Consider the following 23393-nt stretch of genomic DNA (forward strand, 5'->3'; position numbering starts at 1 on the left):
TGCGGCTCGTTCAGATGGCCCGGGGCTCCCCCGCCGGGTGGGCGCTCAGCTCGACCACCTCGACGCAGCGCCTGAGCTTGGCCTGGGCGCGGGGCGAGTCTGCGACGGGAACCACGATCTCGCACACCGCGAGGCCGCCGCCGTCGGCGGCCCGGAAGGAAAGCGTCCGCACGGCGAGGTTGTTCAGGATCGCGGAGATGCGGGTGAGGGCGTGGCCTCCGTCCCGGACGGTGATGGTCAGCATGTGGCAGGCGGTGTCGCCGGTGCGCACGGCGTCGTCGACGGCGGGGAGAACATCGCTGCGGGTCATGAGGGGTGGGCTCCTGTCCTGGGGCGGAGTGCGTGGTCCCGGAAAACAAGAAGACCCCTCGCGGATGCGAGAGGTCTGCGTGCGGGCGGTGGGCTGCTGGGGTGGTCTCAGTTCAGCTCCGGGCCGGCACGCCGGCGCTAATCTTCTGCTGGCGCATGCGGAAGAGTCTGGCACGCCGCCGCCACCATGTGACACCACATCTCACGATGCGGATGGTGCCCGCGTCGCGGGGCCGCCCTGGCGCCACCCGCCCGTGCCCGTGCTACCCGGCCATGCGCAGCCACACCGTGGTGTCCCGGGGCAGTACGGGCCGGCCGTCCGGACCGGTGCCGAGCGGGCCGCTGGCCAGCAGGACGCGGGCGCCGCCGGGAAGCGGGAGCGGACTCGCGAAGGCGGTGAGGCAGCGGAAGCCGCCGGGCCGGTCGAAACAGAGGGCGTCCGGCCCCGCGTCGGTCCATGCCAGTGTCTCGGGCAGCCCCGCCAGTTCGGCGCCGCGCAGTGCGAGCGCCTGGCGGTAGAGGGTGAGGACGGAGTACGGGTCCTCGTGCTGGGCCTCGGCGCTGAACTCGGCCCACCGTTCCGGCTGGGGCAGCCAGGGCGCGGCCGGGACATGACCCGCGGCCGGCGCGGAGAAACCGAGGGAGGGGCCGCCGGACTCCCACGGCAGGGGGACGCGGCAGCCGTCGCGGCCGCGGTCCGCGCCGCCGGAGCGGACGAAGGTGGGGTCCTGGAGGACCTCGTCGGGCAGGTCCTGGACCTCGGGCAGGCCGAGTTCGTCGCCCTGGTAGACGTAGACGCCGCCGGGCAGGGCGAGGGAGACGAGGGCGGCGGCGCGGCCCCGGTGGCGGCCGAGTGCGGTGTCGCTGGGGTCGAGGAGCCGCTTGTCGCCCATGTCGAAGGAGGTGTCGGCGCGTCCGTAGCGGGTGACGTGGCGGATGGTGTCGTGGTTGGAGAGCACCCAGGTGGGCGGGGCGCCGACCGGTTCGTGCGAGGCGAGCGTCGCGTCGACGACCTTGCGCAGGGCGCCGGAGTCCCAAGGGCAGCACAGGTAGTCGAAGTTGAAGGCGGAGTGGAGTTCGTCGTGGCGCAGGTAGCGGGCGAACTGCTCGGCCTCCGGGAGCCAGACCTCGCCGATGAACACGCGTTCGCCGGGGTAGGTGTCGAGGATCTTGCGCCAGTCGCGGTAGACCGTGTGGACGGCGTCGACGTCCTGGTAGGGCAGGTCGGTGGGGTCGGGGTTCTCGCCGACGTCGGGGAGGCCGGGCTTCTTGGCGAGTCCGTGCGCGACGTCGATGCGGAAGCCGTCCACGCCCCGGTCGAGCCAGAACCGCAGGACGTCCTCGAACTCGGCTGCGACGTCGGGGTGTTCCCAGTTCAGGTCGGGCTGCTCGGGGGCGAACATGTGCAGGTACCAGGGGCCCGGGGTTCCGTCGGCCTCGGTGATCCGGGTCCAGGCGGGGCCGCCGAAGTACGAGTTCCAGTCGTTCGGCGGCAGTTCGCCGTGCGTGCCGCGCCCGGGGAGGAACCAGAAGCGCTCGCGTTCGGGGGATCCGGGGCCGGCGGCGAGGGCCTGCGCGAACCAGGGATGCCGGTCGGAGCAGTGGTTGGGGACGAGGTCGACGATGACCCGGAGGCCGTGACCGTGGGCCTCGTCGATGAGCTCCTCGGCTTCGGCGAGCGTGCCGAAGAGGGGATCGATGTCGCGGTAGTCGGCCACGTCATAGCCGGCGTCGGCCATCGGAGAGACGTACCAGGGGTTGAACCAGAGTGCGTCCACGCCCAGTTGCCGCAGGTACGGGAGCCGCTCGCGCACTCCGGCGATGTCGCCGACGCCGTCGCCGTTCCCGTCGGCGAAGCTGCGTATGTAGATCTGGTAGATCGCCGCGTGTCGCCACCAGGGGGTGACGGCGGGGCGGGGGGCGCTCTGGGACACGGGGTCTCCTGGTGCGGTAGGTAGGGCGGGGTGGTGCGCGCGGGGCCGGACGGCGGTGGCGACAGGGTGGCGGGGGGCGGGGGGCAGGCGGTGCCGGGGTACGGGGCCCGGTCGGGCGGGGTGTCCGCGGTGACCGGGCCCCGGGTTCCGGGGGGGGAGAGGTCGGACGGTGGCGCTACCAGCCCGAGTTGCCGGATCCTCGGCTGACGGCGAATCCGCCGGCGAGGCTCAGTCCGCCGGTGGCGGCGTCGGTGACCGTGACCCCGCTGAAGGTGCCCGATCCGGCCGCGTTGATCTCGATGCCGTAGCCGCCGGCCTTGGCGATCCTGGTGTTCTTCACGGTCAGGTTCCCGACGTTCTTCTGCCAGGAGACGAGCAGGCCGCTGTAGGTGCTGTCCAGGATGTCGTTGTCCTGGAGGATCACCGGGGTGGTGATCTCGGAGGTGTCGGCGTAGACCCACAGGGCGCCGAGCTTGCTGGCCCAGTTGGGCTCGTAGCCACCGGCCCGGTCGATGGTGTTGCGCTGGACGGTCGCCGGTCCGCTGAAGGGGATGCCGAAGCGGGTGCTGACGGCGATTCCCGCGGCGCCGGTCACCGTGTCGGCGACCAGGTTGTCCTCGATCCGGTTGCCGCTGCCGCCGTAGATCGCGGCTCCGTTGGCGAGCAGCGGGAGCTGGACCGTGTTGAAGCGGAGCACGCAATCGGTGACGGCCTGGACCTCCGACCACATCGCGAGGGCGTCGTCACCGGTGTTGCGGATGCTGCTCTGGGAGACTTCGCTGCCCGTGGTGCCCTTGTGCAGGTTGACCCCGTCCGCGTACGTGTCGCGGATGCGCAGGCCGGTGGCGAGCAGGCCCCGGGTCGGTGCGTCGATCCACAGGCCGACCTTGCTGTGCTGGATCCAGAGGTTCTGCAGGGTGGATCCGGAGCCGAAGTCCCCCTCCACGGCGGCGTCGCTGTTGCCGTCGTCGCGGTGGTCGGCCTCTCCGGTGATCGCCAGGTCCTGCACGGTGCTGGTGCCGCCGCGCCCGAAGAGGCCGCCCTTGCCGTTCCTGCCGCGCAGGGTGGTGTGCCATTCGCCCGCGCCGCGCAGGACGGCTCCGGCGAGGCTGACGGATCCGGAGATGTCGTAGGTGCCGGCCGGCAGCCACAGGCCCTTGCCCTGGCCGGTGGCCGTGGACAGGGCGGCGTTGAGGGCGGCGGTGTCGTCGCCGTCGTCGTTCGCGGTGACGCCGAGGGCGGCCGCGGAGACGAAGCCGGTGCCGGGCATGGTGGCTGGCGCCGGGGCGGTCTCGATTTCGACGAGGTCGATGGCGTAGGAAGCGGCGGTGTCCCCCGCGTCCTTCTGGAACTTCAGGACGGTGCCGGCGGGGAAGTCACCGGTGAGGGTGCGGGCCTCGTCGAAGAAGCGGTGGGCGTCGCCCTGCGCGGGGTCGTTGCCGTAGGGGTAGGCGCCGTAGACCCAGCTGTACTTGGAGGTGAGGGCGAGATCCTTGGAGTGGACGCCGTTGGCGTAGAGGCTGAGGGTGGTGCTGTTCCCCGTGCCGGCGGCGTTGTCCGGGATCGAGTAGCGCACGGTCACGGCGTTGGCGGCCTTGGCCAGGGTGAACTGGACGTACTCCCCCGTCTGGTCGAGTACGACGGCCCGGCGGCCCGACGCCTCGGAGGCCATGGTCTTGTAGGTGCGGTCCGGCCCGGTGACGGAGGCATTGGTCGTGCCGGACTCGGCCTCGTGGACCGTGTACGGGAGGGTCGCGCCGCGGGCCGCGTTCGCTGCGGAGCCGGTGACCTCTATGCCGTCGAGTTGCAGGTCGCCGTTGTCCCCGGTCTCCGTGCGCAGGGTGAGGGTGTTGAGCTGGGCACGCAGGGGTGCGTCGGTGGTGAAGCCGGCCCAGGCTCCTGAAGTGGCGGGCAGGGTGAGGCGGCGTACGGGGGCACCGTTCACGGTCAGGGTGATGGTCGCGGCGTTCGCCCCGGGGGTGTGGTAGCGGACGGCCACCTGCCGGGCGGCGGCGGTGGGCGCGGAGACGGAGAAGACGGCTCGGGCACCGGTGGCGGTGAAGCCCGTCAGGTAGCCGGCGCCGCTGAAGCCGGGGACGGCGGAGGCGGAGGCGGGACCGCCCGAAGCGAAGGCGGTCTCGGCCTGGTGGCTGAGGGAGGCGGGCGGTGGGTCGGTGGGTGTGCCCGTCGGGCTGGTGGGCGTGAGGCTGTCGAGGTTGACGTTGCCGGAGTCGGCGGTGGTGAAGGTCAGCGCGACCGCGTTGGCCCCCTTCACCAGCGGGACCGGCTCCTCGCGGGTGGTCCAGGTGTCCCAGTTCGCGGTGGCGGGGAGCGATACCTGGCGGACCTTGGCCCCGTTCGCGTAGAGGCTCAGGGTCCGGGCCGCGCCCGTGCCGTTGGCGTACCGGATCACGACCGAGCCCGTACCGGCCGCGGCGGACTGCACCGCGAAGGACGCGGAAGCCACCCCCTTGTTCCCGTCCGTGAAGCCGCCGACGTAGCCGGCGCCGGTGAAACCGGAGTGAGCCGACTCGGCTCGGGCCCCGCCCGAGAGGGTGGCCGACTCCGCTTCCAGGGTGGCGGCGACGGCGTACGAGGCGGCGGCGAGGGTTCCGGTGAGGCCGGTGGCGGCCAGGGCGGTGAGGAGGAACGGGGAGATGAGGCGTGCGGCTCTGGTGCGGGTTCCTCGGGAAGAAGACACGGCGGCGTGTCCTTTCTGAAGGCGCGCCCTGTGCGCGGGGGCCGGAGGGCGCGGTGGGGGCCGCCGCGGCGGTCCGTCGCTGCGGCGGTGTCGAGGAGGAGGGGTGCGGGCAGTGCGGGGGTGGGGGCGGTGCCGGGGAGACCCGGGGAGTGATCAGCCCTTGAGGCTTCCGGCGGTGAGGCCGGAGATGATGTGCCGCTGGAAGACGAGGAAGAGGACCAGCAGCGGGATGCTCGCCATGACCATGCCGGCGAGGAGTTGGTTGGCCGGCATGAACTCCGCGAGGCGGTTCAGGGCGACGGTGACCGGCTGCTTGCTCTCGTCCGGCAGGACGAGCATCGGCCAGAGGAAATCCTTCCAGACTCCGACCACGGCGAAGATCGACACGACGGCCAGCACCGGACGGGACAGCGGGAGGATCACCGAGACGAGGATCCGCACGGTGCCCGCGCCGTCGATCCGGGCCGCGTCGAGCAGTTCCGCGGGGATCTGGTCGAAGAACCGTTTGAGGATGAAGACGTTGAAGGCGTTCGCCGCGGCGGGCAGCCAGATCGCGAACGGGGTGTTGATCAGGTTCACGTGGACGAGGGGGACGTCCACGACGGTGAGGTACGCGGGTACGAGCAGGGCGGACACCGGCAGCATCAGGGTGGCCAGCATCATCGCGAGGACGGCGTTGCCCAGGAGCGGGCGGAGCTTGGAGAGCGCGTACGCGGCGGAGACGTCGATGACGAGCTGGAAGAGCAGGGCTCCGAAGGCGAGCAGGAGGGTGTTGGAGAAGTATCCGGCGAGGCCGGTGTTCGTCCAGGCCTCCGTGTAGCTCTCGGGGTGCCAGCTGCTCGGGAGCAGCGTGGGGTGAGGTTGGGCCAGCTCCGCGGAGGACTTGAGGGCGCCGGTGGTCATCCAGTAGAGCGGGAAGACGAAGGCCAGGGTGAATCCGGTCAGGGTCGCGCCCAGGACGAAGCGGTGCAGGAACCGGCCGACGGGCCTGGTCAGTTCGGCGGGCGCGATGAGTGTGCGGGAGCGGGGTTCGGTGGCGGCCACGGGGCCCTCCTTTCAGTCCTTGGTCCGGGTCAGGCGCAGGTAGAGCGCGGCGAAGAGGCCCAGGACGACGAAGAGCAGGGTGCTCATGGCGCTGGCCAGTCCGAAGTCGTTGTAGACGAAGGCGTAGCGGTAGAGCAGCAGCAGGATGGTGACGGTGGCTTCGTTGGGGCCGCCGCCGGTGAGGACGAAGGGTTCGACGAACACCTGCATGGTGCCGATGACCTGGAGCAGCAGGGTGATCAGGAGGATGAACCTGATCTGCGGGATCGTGACGTGCCACAGGCGTTGGCGGATGGAGGCCCCGTCGAGTTCGGCCGCTTCGTAGAGCTCACCGGGGATGCCGCCGAGGGCCGCCAGGTAGATGAGTGTCGTGGTTCCCATGTTGGCCCAGGTGGAGACGAGGACCAGGGAGATCATCGCGAGGTGTTCCGACTCCAGCCACTGCTGGGCGGGCAGGTGCAGGACGCCGAGCACGTTGTTGAAGAGGCCCGGGCCCGGATCGTAGAACCAGCGCCACAGCAGCATCGTGACGATGGGCGGGAGCATCACCGGGAGGTAGACGGTGAGCCGCAGGTACGACTGGCCGCGCCGGAGCTCGTTCAGGACGACGGCCGTGGCGAACGGGGCGGCGAAGCCGAAGACGAGCGCCAGCAGCGTGAAGTAGCCGGTGTTGCGCCACGCGGTGGCGAAGAGCGGATCGGCGAAGAGGCGGCGGAAGTTGTCCACGCCGACCCACTCGGCCGGCTGGGCGAAGGTCACCTGCTGGAATCCGAGGAGGACGCCGCGGACGATCGGGTACCAGGCGAACAGCGCGAAGCAGATCAGCCCGGCGGAGAGGAAGAGGTAGGCGACGAGGTTCTCCCGCAGCCGGCGACCGCGGCCCGTTGCCCGGCCCCCGGCCCGGTTTCCACCCGCGGCTCGGGTGCGCCGGAGGTCCCGGAGACGGCTGGGGTACCGGGCCGGGGCCGCGGGATCGGGGAGTACGGACATGTCACTTCACCGTGGCGAGGATGGAGTCGGCGCGGGCGGCGGCGTCCTTCAGCAGGGTGTCGATGTCCGCGTCCTCCTTGGTCAGGACGGACTGCATGACACCGTCCAGGACGGTGTAGAGCTGCTGCGCGTTCGGCGGCTCGACCTTGACCTCGACCTGGGGGCTGCGGTCGACGAACGGCTTGTAGTTCTCCTGCGGCACGTTGGCGTGCTCGGCGTGGATGGCCTGGATCTTCTGCTGGGCGGCGCCCGCGAACAGGTTCGGCTGGGGCAGGCCGATCGGGACGCCGAGGCCGGAGAACTTGGTGACGTTCTCCTCCTCCCGGTCGGGGTTGAGGTACTTCCACTGGACCCACTGCAGACCGGCCTTGATCTTCTCGGGCGTGGCCTTGGGATTGAACATGAAGCCGTCGCCGCCGCCGAGGGTGGCCGTGCCGGGGAGGGCCGTCAGGCCGAACTCCTCGTACTTGCGCTCGAACTGCTTGACGATGGTGGGGATGTTGTCGGGTCCGGCCATGTACATGCCCAGCTTGCCGGAGCCCATCATCTTCTGGACGTCGCCGATCTCCAGGAGCTGGCGGGTGCCCATGGTCCGGTCGGTCCAGCGCATGTCGTGGAGGGTCTGGAGCGCCTTGTGGCCCGCGTCGCTGTCGAAGGCGGCCTTCCACTTGCCGTTCTCCTCGGTGGCGACCTCGCCGCCCAAGGAGTACAGCCAGGACGTCAGGTGCCAGCCGCCCTGGTTGTTCTTGCTGTAGTCGGCGTAGCCCACGGTGTCCTCGCCGAGCGCACTGATCTTCTTCGCGGCGGCGCGGACCTCGTCCCAGGTGGTGGGCGGCCGGTCCGGGTCCAGGCCCGCCTTGCGGAAGAGCTCGCGGTTGTAGACGAGGCCCATGGAGTAGTTCCCGGTGGGCAGGCCGTACGTCTTGCCCTGCTTGTCCTGGAAGACCTTCTGGAGCTCGGGACGTATGTCGGAGAGGTACGGGACGCCGGCGAGGTAGGGGGTGATGTCAGCGCCCTGCTTGCGCTGGATGAGGCCTGCCGGGTCGGTGAAGTAGACGTAGTAGACGTCTTCCAGCTGGCCGCCGGCGAGCTTCGCCGCGAAGGTCTTGGGATCCATCTGGCCTTCGCGGGCATCGATCTTGATCTTCGGGTGCGCCGCTTCGAACTGCTTGACCAGCTCCTCGAAGTCCTTGCGGTCGGCGGCCTGCGTGGTGGCCGGCATGCCGTTGACCGTGATCGTCACCACCCCGCCTGCCTTGTCGCCGGCCGGGGCCGGCGTGCCGCCGCAGGCGGCGGTTCCCAGGCTCGCCACGAGGGCGGTGGAGATGAACAGGGCGCGACGTCTGGTGATGCCATCCATGCGAACAGGCCTTCCGAGCGGGTCGGGCTTCGATGGCGCGACAGTAGAAGCCGTGAACGCAAGAAGTCAATAATGTTACGCAAGACATTAAGCATCAGGAATCCTGGATGTGACGGACTGTGACGTCCGGCCGTCACCTCGATGGCCTCCCCCCGATACGCGGAGAGGGCCCGGCTGCCGCCGGGCCCTCTCCTTTCCGCTCCGCACCCGCGCCCCCGTCAGCGCCCCGGTGACGGGGGCGCGGTGGACGACCGGACGATGAGTTCGGTGTCGAAGAGGATCTCCGCGGACAGGCCCACCCCGGTACGGATCTGCTCGGACAGGAACTGCGCCGCGGCCGAGGCCATGGCCGCGACCGGCTGGCGGGACGTCGTCAGCGGCGGGTCGGTGGCGACCATGAAGAGCGAGTCGTCGAAGCCCACGACGGACAGCTCGGCCGGCACGCCCAAGCCCCGGCGGCGCGCGCCGCGGATGGCGCCGAGCGCGAGGGCATCGCTCGCGCAGACCACCGCCGTCACCCCGCGCGGGAGCAGCTGGGCGATCGCCGTGGCACCGCCCTCCATCGAGAAGAGCGCGTGGGCGACGAGCGGCCGCCACTCCCCCGCCGGAACCCCGCGCCGGGCATTGAATGCCGCGTAACCAGCGAGTTTGCGGACCGACGGGACGTGCCCGGAGGGCCCCACGATCATCCCGATCCGCTCATGGCCGAGCGCCGACAGGTGCGCCAGTGCCTGCTCGGCCGCCCCGGCGTCGTCCACCGAGACCTGCGCGACGCCCGGGTTCTCGTCGGCCGGATTCACCAGGACGACGGGAATCGCACGGCGGCGCAGCTCGCGGCCCTGGGCCTCACCTATGTCCGTGTAGCTGGCGCCGACGAACACGATGCCGCCGACGTTCTGGCCGAGCAGCATGTCGACGTAGTGGGACTCCGAGACCCCGTCGGCTGTGCGCGTGCACAGCACGGGGACCAGGCCCTGACCGTTGAGCAGCCCGGCGAGGGCTTCCGCCGCCGCGGAGAAGACGGGGTTCTGGAGGTCGGGCACCACCAGCCCGACCAGCTGGGCCCGCTCCTTGCGGAACTCCACCGGGCGCTCGAACCCGCACACGTCGACGGCCGTCAGGACCGCCTCGCGGGTGGCGGGCGCCACGTCCCTGTTGCCGTTGAGTACGCGACTCACCGTAGTCGTGCTGACGCCGGCCATCTCGGCCACCTGGGCTAGCCTCTGGGTGCTCACGCGGCCAAGCTACCAGCCGGGTGCGCAAAAACCAGTCCCTCGGACGCAAAATTCTTGCAAGAGGGTGCGCGGATTCTCGCCCGGCACCCGCCCTACGGCGCACCCGAGTCGCGGTGGGGCACAGGGAGTGGTCGCCTGGGTGGGTGACCGTACGGCCGACCGGGGTGCGTGCGGCCAGGGCGAGGAGACACATCGTGGCCAAGGCCTATCTGGTGGGTGCCGGCATCGCTTCCCTGTCGGCGGCGGCGCTGCTGATCAGGGAGGGTGGTTTCGCCGGCTCGGACATCACGATCCTGGAGGCCCAGGGACGCACCGGCGGAAGCCTGGACGCCGCGGGAGACCCCGAGAACGGCTACACCATGCGCGGCGGCCGGATGTTCGAGCTGCACTTCGAGTGCACGTACGACCTGCTGCGCTCCATCCCCTCGCTGGACGCCGCGGACACCTCGGTCACGGAGGACACCTTCGCCTTCCACGAGGACTTCGCCTGGAACGACAAGGCCCGCCTGGTCGACTCCTCCGGTCTGCGGGTCGACACCCGCTCGATGGGGTTCTCCGAGCGCGACCGCCTGGACCTGGTCGCGTGCGTGGCCTCCCCCGAGTCCCGGCTCGACGGCAAGCGGATCTCCGACTGCTTCACCCCCGCGTTCTTCACCACCAACTTCTGGTACATGTGGTGCACGACCTTCGCCTTCGAGCCCTGGCACTCGGCGATCGAGTTCCGGCGCTACCTCAACCGGTTCGTGCACCTCTTCAAGACCTTCGACACCATGTCGGGCATCTACCGCACCCGCTTCAACCAGTACGACTCGATCGTGCGCCCGCTCCAGAGCTGGCTGCGGAGCAACGGCGTCGTGTTCTCGATGAACACCACCGTGACCGACGTGGAGCTGGCCGACGGCGAGGGCACCACCGTCACGGCCCTCACCTGTACGCGGGAGGACGCGGACCTGCGGATCCCCGTCGCCGCCGAGGACCTGGTGTTCGTCACCAACGGATCGATGACCGCGAACTCGACCCTGGGGTCCACGGACACCCCCGCCGTACTGGACACCTCCGCGCCGGACGCTTCGTGGCGCCTGTGGCAGACCCTGGCGGCCAAGCGCCCCCACCTGGGCGACCCCTCCGTGTTCGACTCCTCCGTCTCGGACTCCACCTGGGGCTCCTTCACCGTCACCACCCAGGACCCGACCTTCTTCAAGGCCATGGAGGAGTTCTCCGGCAGCGAGGCCGGCAAGGGCGGGCTGATCACCTTCAAGGACTCCGGCTGGCTGCTCACCATCGTCCTCAACCACCAGCCGCACTTCCACGAGCAGCCCGAGGGCACCTACGTCTGGTGGGGGTACGCCCTGTTCCCGGACAAGCCCGGTGACCACGTGGGCAAGACGATGGCCGAGTGCACGGGCCGCGAGATCCTCGCCGAGGTGCTCGGCCACCTGCGCCTCGAGCAGAGCGAGCAGATCCTGGAGTCCTCGGTCGTCGTTCCGGCGCTGATGCCGTACATCACCAGCCAGTTCCTGGTGCGCAAGGCCGGCGACCGGCCGGAGGTCGTCCCGGAGGGCTCCACCAACCTGGCCTTCATCGGCCAGTACGCCGAGGTCCCCGACGACGTGGTGTTCACCGTCGAGTACTCGGTGCGCACCGCGTGGACCGCGGTGGCCCGGCTGCTGCACCTGGACCGGCAGCCGCCGCCGGTCTACAAGGGCGGCCACGATCCCAAGGTGCTCCTCGAAGCCCTGCACACGATGCACCGCCACTGAGCCCGAATCGCGCCGGCCGCACCCGCCGTCCTCACTGCCCCGTCGCCCGGCCCCGGTCTCCGGGCGGCGACACGGCGGGCGCGACCGGGTACCGTACGCCCCTCGACGACAGAGAGGTGCGGCCATCGTGACCCGAATCCCGGACGTGGGCGATGTGGTGGGCGATTTCTCGCTCCCCGGCGGCCTGCTCAGCGAGGACGTGTTCACCCGCGGGCAGTACGCGCTCGGTGAGCAGCGCGGGAACCCGGTCGTTCTCGCCTTCTACCCCGGCGACAACACCCCCGTCTGCACGACCCAGTTGTGCTCCTACTCCGACGGGCTGGAGGCGCTCTCCGCGTGCGGCGCCCAGGTGTGGGGCATCAGTCCGCAGGGCGTCGACAGCCACGAAGCCTTCGCCCGGGCCCGCGGCCTGCGGATTCCGTTGCTCGCCGACACCGATCGCACGGTGGCCCGTGCCTTCGGCATCGCCGCTCCCGTGATCGGTCTGCGGCGGGCCGTCTTCGTCATCGCGCCGGACGGCACCCTGCACTGGAAGCACGTCGGAACCCTGGGCATGAGGTTCCCCTCCGCGGACACCATCGCGGAACAGCTCGTCGGCGTGGCCACCGGCTGACGCGCCGGGGCCCCGGCCGCCCGGCGGGGGCCGGACGAACGGGGACCGCGGAGCCCGGGCTCAGTTGTTGGAGCCCACCGTGTTGTTGAGGCCCGCGTTGAACACGTCGTCGGCGGCGAACTGGAGCCAGTCCCCGAAGACGATCGTGTACGACTTCTCGGACGGGGCGTTGACGGTCACATCGGCAGCGGCGGCGGAGGCGCAGCCGAGGACGATGACACCGGCGGCGACAACGGAGAGCACGGAGCGGACGGAACGCATGGATCCACCTTTCGAGGGGTCTGTGAGCACCCTCGAACCTAAAGAGGCCGCGCCCGCCTGTCCCGTCACACCGCCGGACAGGGCCGAGAGCAAGCCGATCGGACGAATGTGCCGATCTCCGGTGGAGAGAGGTACTGGGCGGCCTCGGCCCAGGGGTTGGCCGAGGCCGCAGAGGCGCTGCGGGATCCGAAAGCCGGACGGGACACCTGGCGTGATGTGAGGAGGAGAAACGTCACGCCCCGGCGTCTGGTTCTAGGAGGGTGTGGGGACACCTTCCTTGGCATCTCGACGGATGACCGCGCCGCCATCAGTAAACATATATACCGTTGAGTACGCAAGGGTATGAAAATATTCATGTGCAAGCGTGCTGTGAATATGGCAGCTCATGCCACTTCGTCACCCCCTTCCGGCCGACCCCCACAAGCCCCCCTCGGGCCCCCGGTCGAGCCCTAGAGGAAGAAGCCGTGCTGGTCCGCGGCCTGCTCATAGCTTTCGAGCCGGGCCTGGGTCCGCTCGGGGTCCGCGTCCGCCATCGCCTGGAGCAGCGCCGCCGACAGGACGCCCGGCGCCGAGTACGAGTCGAAGACCAGCCGCGAACCGGTACCGGCCGTCAGCGCCACATCCGCTTCGTCCACCAGCGGCCCCAGCGTACGGTCCGTGATCAGCGCGATCCGCAGCCCCGCGCCGCGGGCCACCCGCAGCGCCGCCAGGGTCTCCTTGGCGTGCCGGGGCATCGCGAAGGCCAGGACCCAGCTCCCGCCCGCCGCCCGGGCCTGCAGCAGCGCGTCGGAGGCCACGCTGCCGCCGCCGGTCACCAGGCGCACGTCGGGGTGGATCCGGCGGGCCGCATACGCGAAGTACTCCGCCAGCGAGACGGAGATCCGCAGCCCCAGGACGGTCAGCGGCACCGACCGGGCCAGCTCGCGCCCGATGTCGAGCACCTGGTCGGTGTCGGCGAGCAGCTGCCGGACGGTGCGCAGGTTCTCGATCTCGGCGTCGACGGCCGCCTGCAGTTCGTTGCGCCGGGTCTGTTCGGGACTGTCCGGGGCGCCGGCCACCGCGCTGAGCGCGATCGGCTGGAGCACGTCGCGCAGGGCCGGATAGCCGCTGAAGCCGAGGGCCGAGGCGAAGCGGGTCACGGAAGGCTGGCTCACGCCGGCCCGTTCCGCGAGCTCGGTGATCGAGAGGAACGCCGCCTCGGTGAGGTGGTCGACGAGGTACTGGGCGATCCGGCGCTGGCCCGGCGAGAGCGGATGCCCGTCGAACAGCGCCCGGACCCGGTCGGCCGGGGCCCGCTCGTGGTCGACCGCCTGCCCGCTGGGTGTGATCGCTGCCGCCTGTGCGCGCGCCTGCTGCCCCGATGACACCGGCGGACCTCCCTTTCGTGCCACTCCGTGATCCCAACATAGCTCACGGCATCCGGCTGACCAGCGCGCTTCCCCCTGCGGCCGGCCGCGGGGGGAGGTCCCGGGCGCCCGCGGTCCGCACCGGATCCACCACCTCCGCCCGAAGTGACGGAACGTCAGCAGGTCTGCGCGGGCTGCCCCGTTGCGATCCGGTGCGGGGCCCGGCCGTCGAGGAGGAGCACCACGAGGGCCCGTAGGGGCTGGCTCAGCGGAACGAACGCGCCGCCTCCCGCGGCGGGTACGGCCCGCACGCCGTGGAGGGCGAGGCGACTGCCGGCCGAGGCGTACTGGTCCGCGGTGAGCCGGTAGCCGCAGGGCGGGTCGGTGAGGATCTCGCCCCCGGCGGCGGGAGCGTTGTCCGCGCCGCCCAGCGGGACGGGGCCCACCGCGCTCCCGGCCGCCCGGCGGGCTCCGTCCGAGGCCGCCGCCAGGGGGACCGTACGCGTGGAGACGTAGGCGAACAGGCCATGCAGGGCTGCCAGTTGGGAGTCGACCCGGCGGCGGCGGTTGAGGGAGGGATCGGCCCGCTCCGCGTCCCCGGCCGGGCCCGCGAGCGCTTCGATGCGGCTCTCGATCAGCAGCGCGACCGCGTGCTTGACGCCCGCCGTGTTGCGCAGGATCCGCTCCTGGCCGTCGCCCGCGGACTGCCCGACGGGGGTGCCGGTGACGGGGTCGGTGCGGATGCCGTAGGTGCCGGTGGAGTGGCCGGCGGCGTGGGCCGCACCGCGTACGTACGCGGCGGACAGGGCGCGGGACTGCGCGTACACCGCCGGGTCGGTGTTGAGGTTGCGCGGCCAGAGGTCGAAGAGGTCCTTGTCGTACGTCCCCGGTGTCGCCCGGTACTCGTGCAGGTCGTACACGAGGTGCGGCCGGTGGTCGCGCAGCACGGCGGCCATCGCCCGCGCCTCGGGCGAGGCCAGGGCCATGTGATCACGGTTGATGTCGGTGCCCCCTGCGTTGGGGCGGGTATTGGCCGCCCGCCCGTCCGGGTTCGCGGTCGGGACCACGAGCAGGGTGACGGTCTCCAGGAAGCGCCGGGCGGCCGCGTCCCGGGCGAGGGCGAGGTCCCGGACGGTGCTCAGGCAGGCCTCGCGCCCCGCAGGCTCGTCTCCGTGCTGGCTGCACACCAGCAGCACGGTGACGGGGCCCCGGCCCAGGCTCACCAGCCGCAGCGGGCGACCGCGCGCGGTCGTACCGATGGTCCGGACGGTGGCGCGCTCGCCGTGCCGGCCGACCGCTCGGAGCAGCTCACGCTCCTGGGACTCGCTGGTCCAGTGCGCTCCGTACGTGGCCTCGAAGCCGGTACGGGGCGCCCCTTCGGCCGCACGCACCGGGTCGGGGGCCAGGGCCACCATGAGCACGGCAGTCAGGGTCGCGGCGAGTGCGGACAGGCCGCGCGCCGTCATCTTCTCGATCACGCCCCGGTTGTAGCGGGATCCGGACCGCGGCGGCAGGGGTCCGCTCCTGAACTCACCCGGGTGGCCGGGTGAGTTCCTCCGCTACGGGACTCCGCGCCTCTGCCGAACGGCACTACGCGCGGGCCGTCGAGTACAAGGAATGGCCGGCCATGGCCGGGGGAACGCGACCCTGCTCATCATCCGGGACGTGGACCGCCCCTTCGCCGGCGTGATCGTGGTGGAACCCACGCAGATGTCGGAGATCAAGAAGAGTCGGTCCGGGACTTCCTGGCCGACTACCCGGCGGACCGGCTCCCCTGCGACGAGCAGGGCCAGGCCGGGCCGCCGCGGGGCGGCCCGTAGAGCCCGGCCTGCGGACACCGGCCCGTCGGCACCGGCCCGTCTACTGCTGTTCGTCCAGGCCCTGCGGCAGCCGGCCGGTGTGGAGCACGCCCAGGGTCTGGGTCGCGCGCGTCAGGGCCACGTAGAGGTCGCTGGGTTCGTGGTCGGCCGGTTCCACGACGATCACCGTGTCGAACTCCAGGCCCTTGGCCTGCCGCGGCGCGAGCAGGACCACCGGTCGGGTGAGATCGGGCTCCTCCCCCGCCCGCACCCCGGGCAGTACGGCCGCCAGTTCCTCGTGCAGCGGGCGCGGGGCGATCACCGCGAGGCGGCCCTCGGCCGGCGCGCCCTCCCGTACCGCGTCGGCCACCGCCGCGGCCAGGTCGTCGGTCCGCGCCACCCAGGGCCGGCGCCCCGTGGCACGGACCGAGCTCGGCGGCTCGAAGCCCGGGTGCCGGGCCCGGAGCACGGCTGCCGCCAGCTCCATGATCTCGGCGGGCGTACGGTAGTTGACGCCGAGGCGCACCAGCTCCCAGCGGTCTTCCACGTAGGGCGCGAGGATCTGCTGCCAGGAACCGCAGCCGGCTTCGTCGCCGGTCTGGGCCGGGTCGCCCACCAGCGTCATGGAACGGGTCGGGCAGCGCCGCATGAGCAGGCGCCAGGCCATGGCGGACAGTTCCTGCGCCTCGTCCACGATGACGTGCCCGAAGGCCCAGGTGCGGTCGGCGGCGGCCCGTTCGGCCGCGCTGCGGTGGTCGGCCTCCTCCTGCCGTTCCGCCATCCGCTCGGCGTCGATGATGTCGTGGGCCGCGAGGAACTCGTTCTCCATGTCCTCGAACTCGTAGGAGTCCGATCCGGCCGACAGGTCCAGCACGCCCTGCGCGTACGCGACGCGTTCGAGGCGCTCGCGCTCCTCGGCGGCGCGCCGCGCGGTGTCGTCGACTCCGAGCAGCTCGGCGGCCTCGTCGAGCAGCGGGACGTCGGCCGGGGTCCAGTCCGTGTCGTCCGTCGTCGTACGCCGGATCAGTTCGGCCTCCCGCTCGGGGAGGTGGGTGGGCTCGGCGAGGTAGTCGGAGATCAGCTGCCGGGGGGTGAGCGGGGGCCACAGCGTGTCGATGGCGGCGTGCACCTCGGCGCTGGTCGCGATCTCCTTGCCCAGCTGGGCGATGTCGTCGGGGCCGAGCAGGTTGGGGCCGCCGTAGGGGTCGGCGCCGAGCCGGTCGGCGAGCTGTTCGGTGAGCGCGTCGATGATCCGGAAGGCGAAGTACGGGCGCGCCAGGTTGTGCGGCAGCCCGGTGGCGCGGGCCCTGTCCCGGGCCTCGTGGGCCATGGCCCGGTCCAGCAGCAGCGTCCCGTAGTCGTCGTGGTCGATCTCCAGGGCCGGTTCGGGGACCACGTCGGCGTCCTCGCCGCTGCCCGCGGGCACGGTCTCCGGCAGTGTCTGCCGGTCGCTCACGACGCGGGCGAGGATCCCGGCCATCTCCGCGCGCCCCTTGACGGCGGCGGCGCCGGGGCGGTCGGCGGCGCCCGCGCGCACTCCGGGGAACAGCTCGCCCGGGGTCGCGAGCAGGACCCCGGTCTCACCGAGGGCCGGGAGGACCTGGCCGATGTAGCCGAGGAAGGCCGGGTTCGGCCCGACGATCAGCACGCCGCGCTTGGCGAGCAGCTCGCGGTGCGCGTAGAGCAGGTAAGCGGCACGGTGCAGGGCCACGGCGGTCTTGCCGGTGCCCGGGCCGCCCTCCACCACCAGGATGCCGCGGTGGGTGGAGCGGATGATGCGGTCCTGCTCGGCCTGGATGGTCTGGACGATGTCGTGCATCCGGCCGGTCCGGGCGGCGTCGAGCGCGGAGAGCAGCACGGCGTCCGCGTCGGCCCCCTCGTGGCCGGTGCGCTCCGTGTCGGCGAGGTCGAGGATCTCGTCGTGCAGGGCCGTGACCTCGCGGCCCCGGGTGGTGATGTGGCGGCGCCGGCGCAGCCCCATGGGGGAATATCCGGTCGCGAGATAGAACGGCCGTGCGACATCGGCTCGCCAATCGAGTACGAGAGGGGTGCGCTCCCCGTCGTCCTGCCTGATTCCAATGCGGCCGATGTGGTGGTCCGAGCCGTCGGAGAACTCCAGCCGGCCGAAACACAGACCGCTTTCGCCCGAGTTCAGAGCGGAAAGCAGACCGGACTGCTCAGCGACCACGACATCCCGTTCCAGGCGCGCCTGGAACCCGCCGCCGGCCTCGCCGAGCGCACCCTGCACGGCGCGTTCGGCCTGCTCCCGCAGGTCGTCGAGGCGCGCGTAGAGAGCCGTGATGAATTGCTGCTCATTCCGGAATTCTTCGGTTGACAATTCCACTCCTGACGCGGTAAGGTGTCCTCATAAGCTTTCTCACGTCTCAGCTCTGCTTCGATGTGAAACATCAAATATACGCAGACAAACACCCCGGCCGTCAATCGGTCCGGGGTGTCTTTGCGTGGCGGCGATGATATGCGAACGGCAATTACTCGGTGCGCAGCATGCGGACCCTCTGGTCGACCAGGTCGTAGCGTGCGACCGCCACGGCGAGCCGGCCGGCGGCTATCCTCCGGGCCAGGTCCGGCTCCGCCGCCAGCAGGCCCCGGGTCCGGCGCGCGTGCGCGTCGATGGTGGCGGCGACCCGGGCCTCACCGTGCCGGCCGTGGTCGATGGAGGGCCGGATCTGCTCGGCCAGGTACTGGATGTGGGCGGGCAGCTCGGCACCCGTCTCGTCGGCGTGGACCGCGGCGCCGACGGCCCCGCACGACTGGTGGGCGAGGACCAGCACCAGAGGGACCTCGAGCTCCAGGACCCCGTACGCGATGCTGCCGAGCACCGCTTCGTCCAGCACCTCGCCCGCCGCGCGTACGGTCAGCAGATCACCGAGCCCCTGATCGAAGACGAGCTCCGGGGGCACCCGGGAGTCGACGCAGCCCAGCACGATCGCGAAGGGGTGCTGCTCCCGCGCCACCTGGAGGCGTACGGAACGCGACTCGTGCGGGTGCTGCTGGCGGTACGCCGCCCAGCGCCTGTTCCCGGCCGCCAGGCGCCGCAGCGCCTCCTCCGGGGTCTGCGGCCGGGCCCCGTCCAAGGTCCCGTCCAAAGCTCCGGCGGGGGCCTCCGAGGCGGAGACAGGGAAGACGGAGCCGAGCCCGAGGACGGACCCGGCGGCCGCCGTGCCGGCCAGGGCGGTACGCAGGAGGCCGCGACGGCTGGGTGAACTGGCGGAAGGCGCCTGTGTGTTCGAGGACATTCGGGGACGTTAACCCCGCTCCGGCCCACCGAGGCCGCCCCCGGACGGAAATGGCGGGTTCCTCCCGGAGCCCGGCTCGATCGGGACGGCGCAGTTGTGGGGAACACCTGCCGGCCGCGGGGCCGGCCTGCACGTAGCTCCAAACCCGCCGGTACCCGGATCCCGCCTCGGGGTGGGGGCGTCCGCGCGCAGGCGGGGCCCTGCGCGGGACGCTCGCCCGATAAGGACCGCCGAGGTGCCGGCCGCGGGGTCAGGAGCGAGGCCGGGTGTACGGCGCCGGCGCCGAAGCGGCGGCCGACCCGGTCGATGACCGGCTCCAGCGCGCGGGCGTTCTCGGTGTGCCGGTCGAAGGTCAGTTGCTCGGCGGCGCCGGCCGAGTCGGTCAGCTCGCCGACCCTGGCGCTCACCGCCCGCACGCGCGCCCGTTGCAGCCCGAGCGCGGAGAACAGTCCGTACAACGTCTGCTGGAGGCAGGGCGTGTGCGCGGTGGGTTCGCGCAGCGTGCGCGAACGCGTGGTGGCCGACCGGTCGGCGTAGGTGACCTGCAGCTCGACCGTTCGGGCGACCTGTCCGGCGATCCGGAGCCGGGATCCGAGATCCGTGGCCGCGCCGAGCAGGGCGCGGCGGACCTCGGCCGGGTCGAGGACGTCCCGGTCGAAGCGCCGCGCACTGGCGATGGTGGCGGGAGGTCCGGCCGGGATGACGGTGCGGAGGTCCACCCCTTGAGCCCGCTCGTGCAGGAGGCGACCGGTCGAAGCACCGGCGATCCGCTGCACCGTGGACAGCGGGAGCGCGGCCAGGTCGCCGATCGTCTCGATCCCGTACCGGAGCAGGGAGCGCTCCAGGACGGACCCGACCCCGGGCAGTGCCCGCACCCGGCAGCCGTGCAGGAACCGCTCCTGTTCGGCCGGATCATCGGGCAGCACCCGGACGGTACCGGGCGGGGCGGTGTCGGCGGCCAGGGTGGCCAGGATCCGGTTCGGACCGATCCCGCCCGTGCTGACCAGCCCGTACCGGGCCGCGAGCCGCGTCTGGAGCCGGTCCGCGAGCTCCACCGGGGACTGCCCGAAGTAGCGCGTGGCACCGGTCAGATCCAGCAGCGCGCCGTCCGGAGGGAGTGCCTGGACGACGGGGGTGATGTCACCGAGCACCGTGAACAGTTCGCGGTAGATCTCGAAGCCGACGCGGTGAAAGCGCAGGTGAACGATCGCCGCCCTGGTACTGGTACTGGTACTGGTCATCCGGCGCTCCCCTGGCTCGCGTGCCACAGCCGCCCGGCACCGCCACCGGCCTGCCCGCCGTGAGCCGGCCCGGCTGCCGGAGCGGCGTCGCCGTCGGAGTGCGGGGGCTCGCCGGCCAGCAGCGTACGGACGGCGGCGGGGCCGCCGTCCCGGTGGGCGTCGGCGATGTCCTGGAGGTTCCAGGCGTGGGTGCCGATGACGGAGACGGACTTGCCCCGGCGGGACACGGTGCCGCGCGCCAGGAGCAGGAAGTGGTGGAACAGCGGGTAGGCGGCCTGCTCGTGGGTGTCGTCGAAGAAGGTGAGGTCGATCTGACCGGCCGGGCTGCCGTCGTCCAGGGAGACGAAGATGGTGCGCCGTCCGGAGCGCATGGGCGGGGTCTGGATGGCGACCTTCGCGCCGGCCACCAGCACGGTCCCGCCGGACGTCTGGTCCTTCAGCCGGTGGGAGGGGGTGACACCGAGCTCGGCCAGCAGCGGGTGCAGCGGTTCCATCAGGTGCCGGGAGGCGTCCATGCCGATGACCTCGAGCTCGGCGTCCAGTTCCTCGCTCGGCGTCATCACCGGCAGACCGCTCGGCCCGGGGTACGGGCCCGCGCCGGCCGGGGTCAGGGTGAGCTGACCGGTTCCCATGGGGGTCCGCTGGTGGCGGTGGAGCTCCTCGATCTGCAGGAGCAGGTCACGGCGGCCGGTTCCGGAGGCGAGGGTGACGAAGGCGCCGATCCGCGCGAGGCGGTCGGCCACCGGGCGGGAGGGCCGGGCACGGGCCCAGAAGTCGGCGAGGTCCGTGTACGGACGGCCCCCTTCGATCCGGGCGGCCTGCTCCTCGGTGATGCCCTGGACGTCGGCCAGCGATAGCCGGAGTCCCAGCCTGCCGTCCGGGAGCCGCTCGGTGCGGTAGCCGGTGGCGGAGTACTGGACGTCGAGCGGCAGGATCGGCACGCCGCGGCGCCGGGCGTCGGACAGCACCAGCCGCTTCGGGTACATGCCGGGGTCGTGTTCGAGGAGCCCGGCGTAAAACGGCGCCGCGTAGTGCGCCTTCAGCCAGGCCGACTGCAGGGTGGGCAGCGCGAAGGCCGTCGCGTGCGCCTTCGCGAAGCCGTAGGCCCCCATGTTCTCCAGCATCCGCCACACCGCATCGATCACCTCCGGCCGGTAGCCGGCCGCGCCGGCGCTCTGCCGGTACCAGGTCCGGAGCTTCGGCAGACGCTCCGGCTGGGCCAGGGCACGGCGCGCCTCCTCGCCCATGGCCAGGTCGCTCCGGGTCATGGTGGCGAACAGGCCCGCCACCTGCTCGTTGTAGATGACCACCCCGTAGGTGGAGCTCAGCCACCGCTCCAGGTCGGGGTGGGGATAGGTGACGGGCTTCTTGCCGTGCCGGCCGAGGAGGAACGGGCGGATCATGTCCGCCTGGACCGGGCCCGGGCGGAACAACGAGATCTCGGCCACCAGATCGGCGAAGGTCTCCGGCTGGAGCCGGCCGAGGAGGTCCTTCTGGCCGGGGGACTCCAGCTGGAAGACGCCCAGCGACTCTCCCTCGCGCAGCAGCTCGTAGGCGGCCGGGTCGCTCAGCGGCACCTGAGTGCGGTCGTCCAGGTCGATGCGCTCGCCGGTGGTGCGTTCGATCTCGCGGACCGCGTACGCCATCGAGCTCTGCATCCGTACGCCCAGGACGTCGAGCTTCAGCAGGCCCAGGCCGTCCTTTTCGACGTCCTCCTTGTCGAAGACGGTGGCGGGGAAGCCTTCGGTGGCGGTCGGGACGACCGGAGTCCGCCCCAGGAGGGTGGCGTCGGAGAGGATGACGCCGCAGGGGTGCATCGCGGTGCCGCGCGGGAGTGCGTCGAGGCCTTCGACGAGGTCCCACAGGCGCCCGTAGCGCTCCGCGTGAGCGGCGACCTCCCGCAGTTCCGGGAGTTCGCGCAGCGCGGTGCGGGCCGAGCGGGCGGCGATGTGCGGGAACGCCTTGGCCAGGCGTCCGACCTCGTCCGGGGGCAGGCCGAGGGCCAGTCCGGCGTCGCGGATCGCCCACCGCACCCGGTAGGTCTCCGGCATGCTGAGGGTGCAGACCCGCTCGGTGCCGAACCGGTCCATGATCCGGCGGTAGACGTCCAGGCGGCGGGCGGACTCCACGTCGATGTCGATGTCCGGCAGCGTGCGGCGGCGCAGGTTGACGAACCGCTCCATCAGCAGTCCGTGCTCCAGCGGGTTGGCGAAGGAGATGCCGAGCAGGTGCACCACCAGGGAGCCGGCGCCGGACCCCCGGGCCTGTACCCGGATGCCCATCTCCCGGATGTCGTCGACCACTTGGGCCACGGTCAGGGCGTACGAGGGCCAGCCGAGCGTGTTCAGCACCCGGAGCTCCTCCTCCAGGCGGGTCCGCATGGTGGCGGAGCGGTCGTAGCCGTGGCGGATCATCGCCGCCTCGCACCGTTCGCGCAGGGTCCGGGCGGAGGTGCCGGGGGCCAGACCGATGACGTGTTCCTCGGGGAAGTGGACGCGTCCGATCCCGAGGTCGGCGTACGGGTCGAGGCGGCACTCGGAGGCGGTACGGGTGGTGGTGGCCAGCAGGTGTGCGGCCCCGCCGTTCTCCTGTCCGGCCGCCCGGGCGACTTCTTCGGCGAGCTCGCCCATCTCGGTGGCGCTCTTCAGCGACCGCTCGCCGTTGCAGGTGCGGTCGGGCCGGATGGGGGTGAGCAGGCGGGCCGAGTCCAGTACGTCGGCGACCGGCGCCTGGTCCGGGGTCGCGTAGCGGACCGCGTTGGTCAGGACGGCTAGCAGGTCGAGGTCGGCCGCCAGTCCGAGCGTGCGGGCGGCCAGCCGGAGCGAGCCGGGCCCCGTGCCGGTGCGGCGGTGGTGCACCGCCTCCAGCCGCAGGTGCGGCCCGAACGCCTCCCGCCACGGTGCGAGCAGCTCGGCCGCCCGGTCCGGACGGCCGTCGGCGAGCGCCCGGACCGGCTCGGAGGCCGGTCCCAGCAGTACGGTCAGCCCCTCGGCGTGCTGCTGGAGCGCGGGCCAGGGGACGATCGGCTGCCCGCTGCCGGCCTGCGCGCGGGCGGCCCAGGCGGCGGTGATCAGCGCGCACAGGTTGGCCCAGCCGGTGGCGTCGCGGGCCAGCAGGGTGACCCGCGGTGCGGAGTCCGCGACGAAGGCACCGCCCCGGGCCGGGGTGCGCCCCTTCGACGGTGCCCGGCCCGCCGGAGCCAGGAGCGGGACCGCGAGGTCCGCACCGAACAGCGGCCGGATCCCGGCCTTCGCGCAGGCCTGCGCGAACCGCACCGCCCCGGACACCGTGTCCCGGTCGGTCAGCGCCAGCTCCCGCAGGCCCTGCTCCGCCGCCCGCTCGGCCAGCCGTCCGGGCAGCGCCGCGCCGTAGCGCACCGAATAGCCGGAGGCGACATGCAGGTGCGCGAACATCGCGTCACCACCTCCAGCTCCTGATCAGCCCCCGATCGTCGACACCCGGCTCCCCATCCGGTCTCTCCAGCGTAGACCGTATTCGATAGTCTGTTCGACACACACGTCAAGGCATTACCCCAGGTGGAGC

Annotated in this window: 16 protein-coding genes and 1 pseudogene; 3 read left to right on the plus strand and 14 right to left on the minus strand. The window is 71.9% G+C overall.

From position 1 onward, the window contains the following. Positions 1-10: 10 nt before the first annotated feature. The 7 genes from ACFYM0_RS04715 to ACFYM0_RS04745 form a co-directional block, all read right to left on the minus strand. On the minus strand, positions 11-310 hold the full coding sequence (locus ACFYM0_RS04715; protein WP_388496472.1) for a hypothetical protein: 300 nt from the start codon (positions 308-310) through the stop codon (positions 11-13). Positions 311-572: 262 nt separating this feature from the next. Continuing rightward, complete coding sequence (locus ACFYM0_RS04720; RefSeq protein ID WP_388496474.1) at positions 573-2243, minus strand: glycoside hydrolase family 13 protein; 1671 nt, start codon at positions 2241-2243, stop codon at positions 573-575. 175 nt (positions 2244-2418) lie between these two features. After that, the gene (locus tag ACFYM0_RS04725; protein WP_388496477.1) at positions 2419-4944 is read right to left on the minus strand and encodes a CBM35 domain-containing protein; all 2526 of its coding nucleotides are present in this window, start codon (positions 4942-4944) and stop codon (positions 2419-2421) included. Positions 4945-5097: 153 nt separating this feature from the next. Further along, the gene (locus tag ACFYM0_RS04730) at positions 5098-5988 is read right to left on the minus strand and encodes a carbohydrate ABC transporter permease (protein WP_388496479.1); all 891 of its coding nucleotides are present in this window, start codon (positions 5986-5988) and stop codon (positions 5098-5100) included. 12 nt (positions 5989-6000) lie between these two features. Then, positions 6001-6978, minus strand: coding sequence for a carbohydrate ABC transporter permease (locus tag ACFYM0_RS04735; RefSeq protein ID WP_388496482.1), 978 nt, complete (start codon positions 6976-6978; stop codon positions 6001-6003). A gap of 1 nt (position 6979) precedes the next feature. After that, the gene (locus ACFYM0_RS04740) at positions 6980-8338 is read right to left on the minus strand and encodes an ABC transporter substrate-binding protein (protein ID WP_388496484.1); all 1359 of its coding nucleotides are present in this window, start codon (positions 8336-8338) and stop codon (positions 6980-6982) included. Between the two features lie 218 nt (positions 8339-8556). Next, positions 8557-9573 carry a LacI family DNA-binding transcriptional regulator gene (locus ACFYM0_RS04745; RefSeq protein ID WP_388496487.1) on the minus strand — a complete coding sequence of 339 codons (1017 nt, stop codon included), beginning with the start codon at positions 9571-9573 and terminating at the stop codon, positions 8557-8559. Between the two features lie 194 nt (positions 9574-9767). Between ACFYM0_RS04745 and ACFYM0_RS04750 the strand changes: the two genes are divergently transcribed. Both ACFYM0_RS04750 and ACFYM0_RS04755 read left to right on the plus strand, forming a co-directional pair. Beyond that, positions 9768-11333 (plus strand): oleate hydratase, encoded by a 1566-nt coding sequence (locus ACFYM0_RS04750; protein ID WP_388496489.1) that lies wholly within the window; start codon positions 9768-9770, stop codon positions 11331-11333. Positions 11334-11460: 127 nt separating this feature from the next. Further along, complete coding sequence (locus ACFYM0_RS04755; protein WP_388496492.1) at positions 11461-11946, plus strand: peroxiredoxin; 486 nt, start codon at positions 11461-11463, stop codon at positions 11944-11946. Between the two features lie 60 nt (positions 11947-12006). Here the strand turns inward: ACFYM0_RS04755 and ACFYM0_RS04760 are convergent, their stop codons facing one another. The 4 genes from ACFYM0_RS04760 to ACFYM0_RS04775 all read right to left on the minus strand — a co-directional run bounded on the left by ACFYM0_RS04760 (position 12007) and on the right by ACFYM0_RS04775 (position 17333). Then, positions 12007-12207 carry a hypothetical protein gene (locus ACFYM0_RS04760; protein ID WP_388496494.1) on the minus strand — a complete coding sequence of 67 codons (201 nt, stop codon included), beginning with the start codon at positions 12205-12207 and terminating at the stop codon, positions 12007-12009. Between the two features lie 449 nt (positions 12208-12656). Next, complete coding sequence (locus ACFYM0_RS04765; protein WP_388496497.1) at positions 12657-13574, minus strand: MurR/RpiR family transcriptional regulator; 918 nt, start codon at positions 13572-13574, stop codon at positions 12657-12659. 155 nt (positions 13575-13729) lie between these two features. After that, positions 13730-15019, minus strand: coding sequence for a M14 family zinc carboxypeptidase (locus ACFYM0_RS04770; RefSeq protein WP_388496745.1), 1290 nt, complete (start codon positions 15017-15019; stop codon positions 13730-13732). A gap of 394 nt (positions 15020-15413) precedes the next feature. Further along, positions 15414-17333, minus strand: a complete 1920-nt coding sequence (locus tag ACFYM0_RS04775) for a HelD family protein (protein WP_388496498.1) — start codon at positions 17331-17333, stop codon at positions 15414-15416. Between the two features lie 108 nt (positions 17334-17441). On the opposite strand from ACFYM0_RS04775, the gene ACFYM0_RS04780 reads away from it, so the two are divergent. Continuing rightward, positions 17442-17687: a hypothetical protein gene (locus ACFYM0_RS04780; protein WP_388496500.1), complete on the plus strand. Its 246-nt coding sequence runs from the start codon at positions 17442-17444 to the stop codon at positions 17685-17687. 154 nt (positions 17688-17841) lie between these two features. Here the strand turns inward: ACFYM0_RS04780 and ACFYM0_RS04785 are convergent, their stop codons facing one another. The 3 genes and pseudogenes from ACFYM0_RS04785 to ACFYM0_RS04795 form a co-directional block, all read right to left on the minus strand. Then, positions 17842-18609: a carbonic anhydrase gene (locus ACFYM0_RS04785; RefSeq protein ID WP_388496503.1), complete on the minus strand. Its 768-nt coding sequence runs from the start codon at positions 18607-18609 to the stop codon at positions 17842-17844. A gap of 413 nt (positions 18610-19022) precedes the next feature. Continuing rightward, positions 19023-19850 (minus strand): annotated as a pseudogene (locus ACFYM0_RS04790) (hypothetical protein); the annotation flags it as partial. Beyond that, positions 19847-23263: a DNA polymerase III subunit alpha gene (locus tag ACFYM0_RS04795; protein WP_388496506.1), complete on the minus strand. Its 3417-nt coding sequence runs from the start codon at positions 23261-23263 to the stop codon at positions 19847-19849. The gene ACFYM0_RS04795 and the pseudogene ACFYM0_RS04790, both read right to left, overlap by 4 nt. Positions 23264-23393 lie beyond the last annotated feature (130 nt).

It is taken from the genome of Streptomyces sp. NPDC006487 (genome assembly GCF_042870555.1).
Lineage (GTDB): Bacteria > Actinomycetota > Actinomycetes > Streptomycetales > Streptomycetaceae > Streptomyces.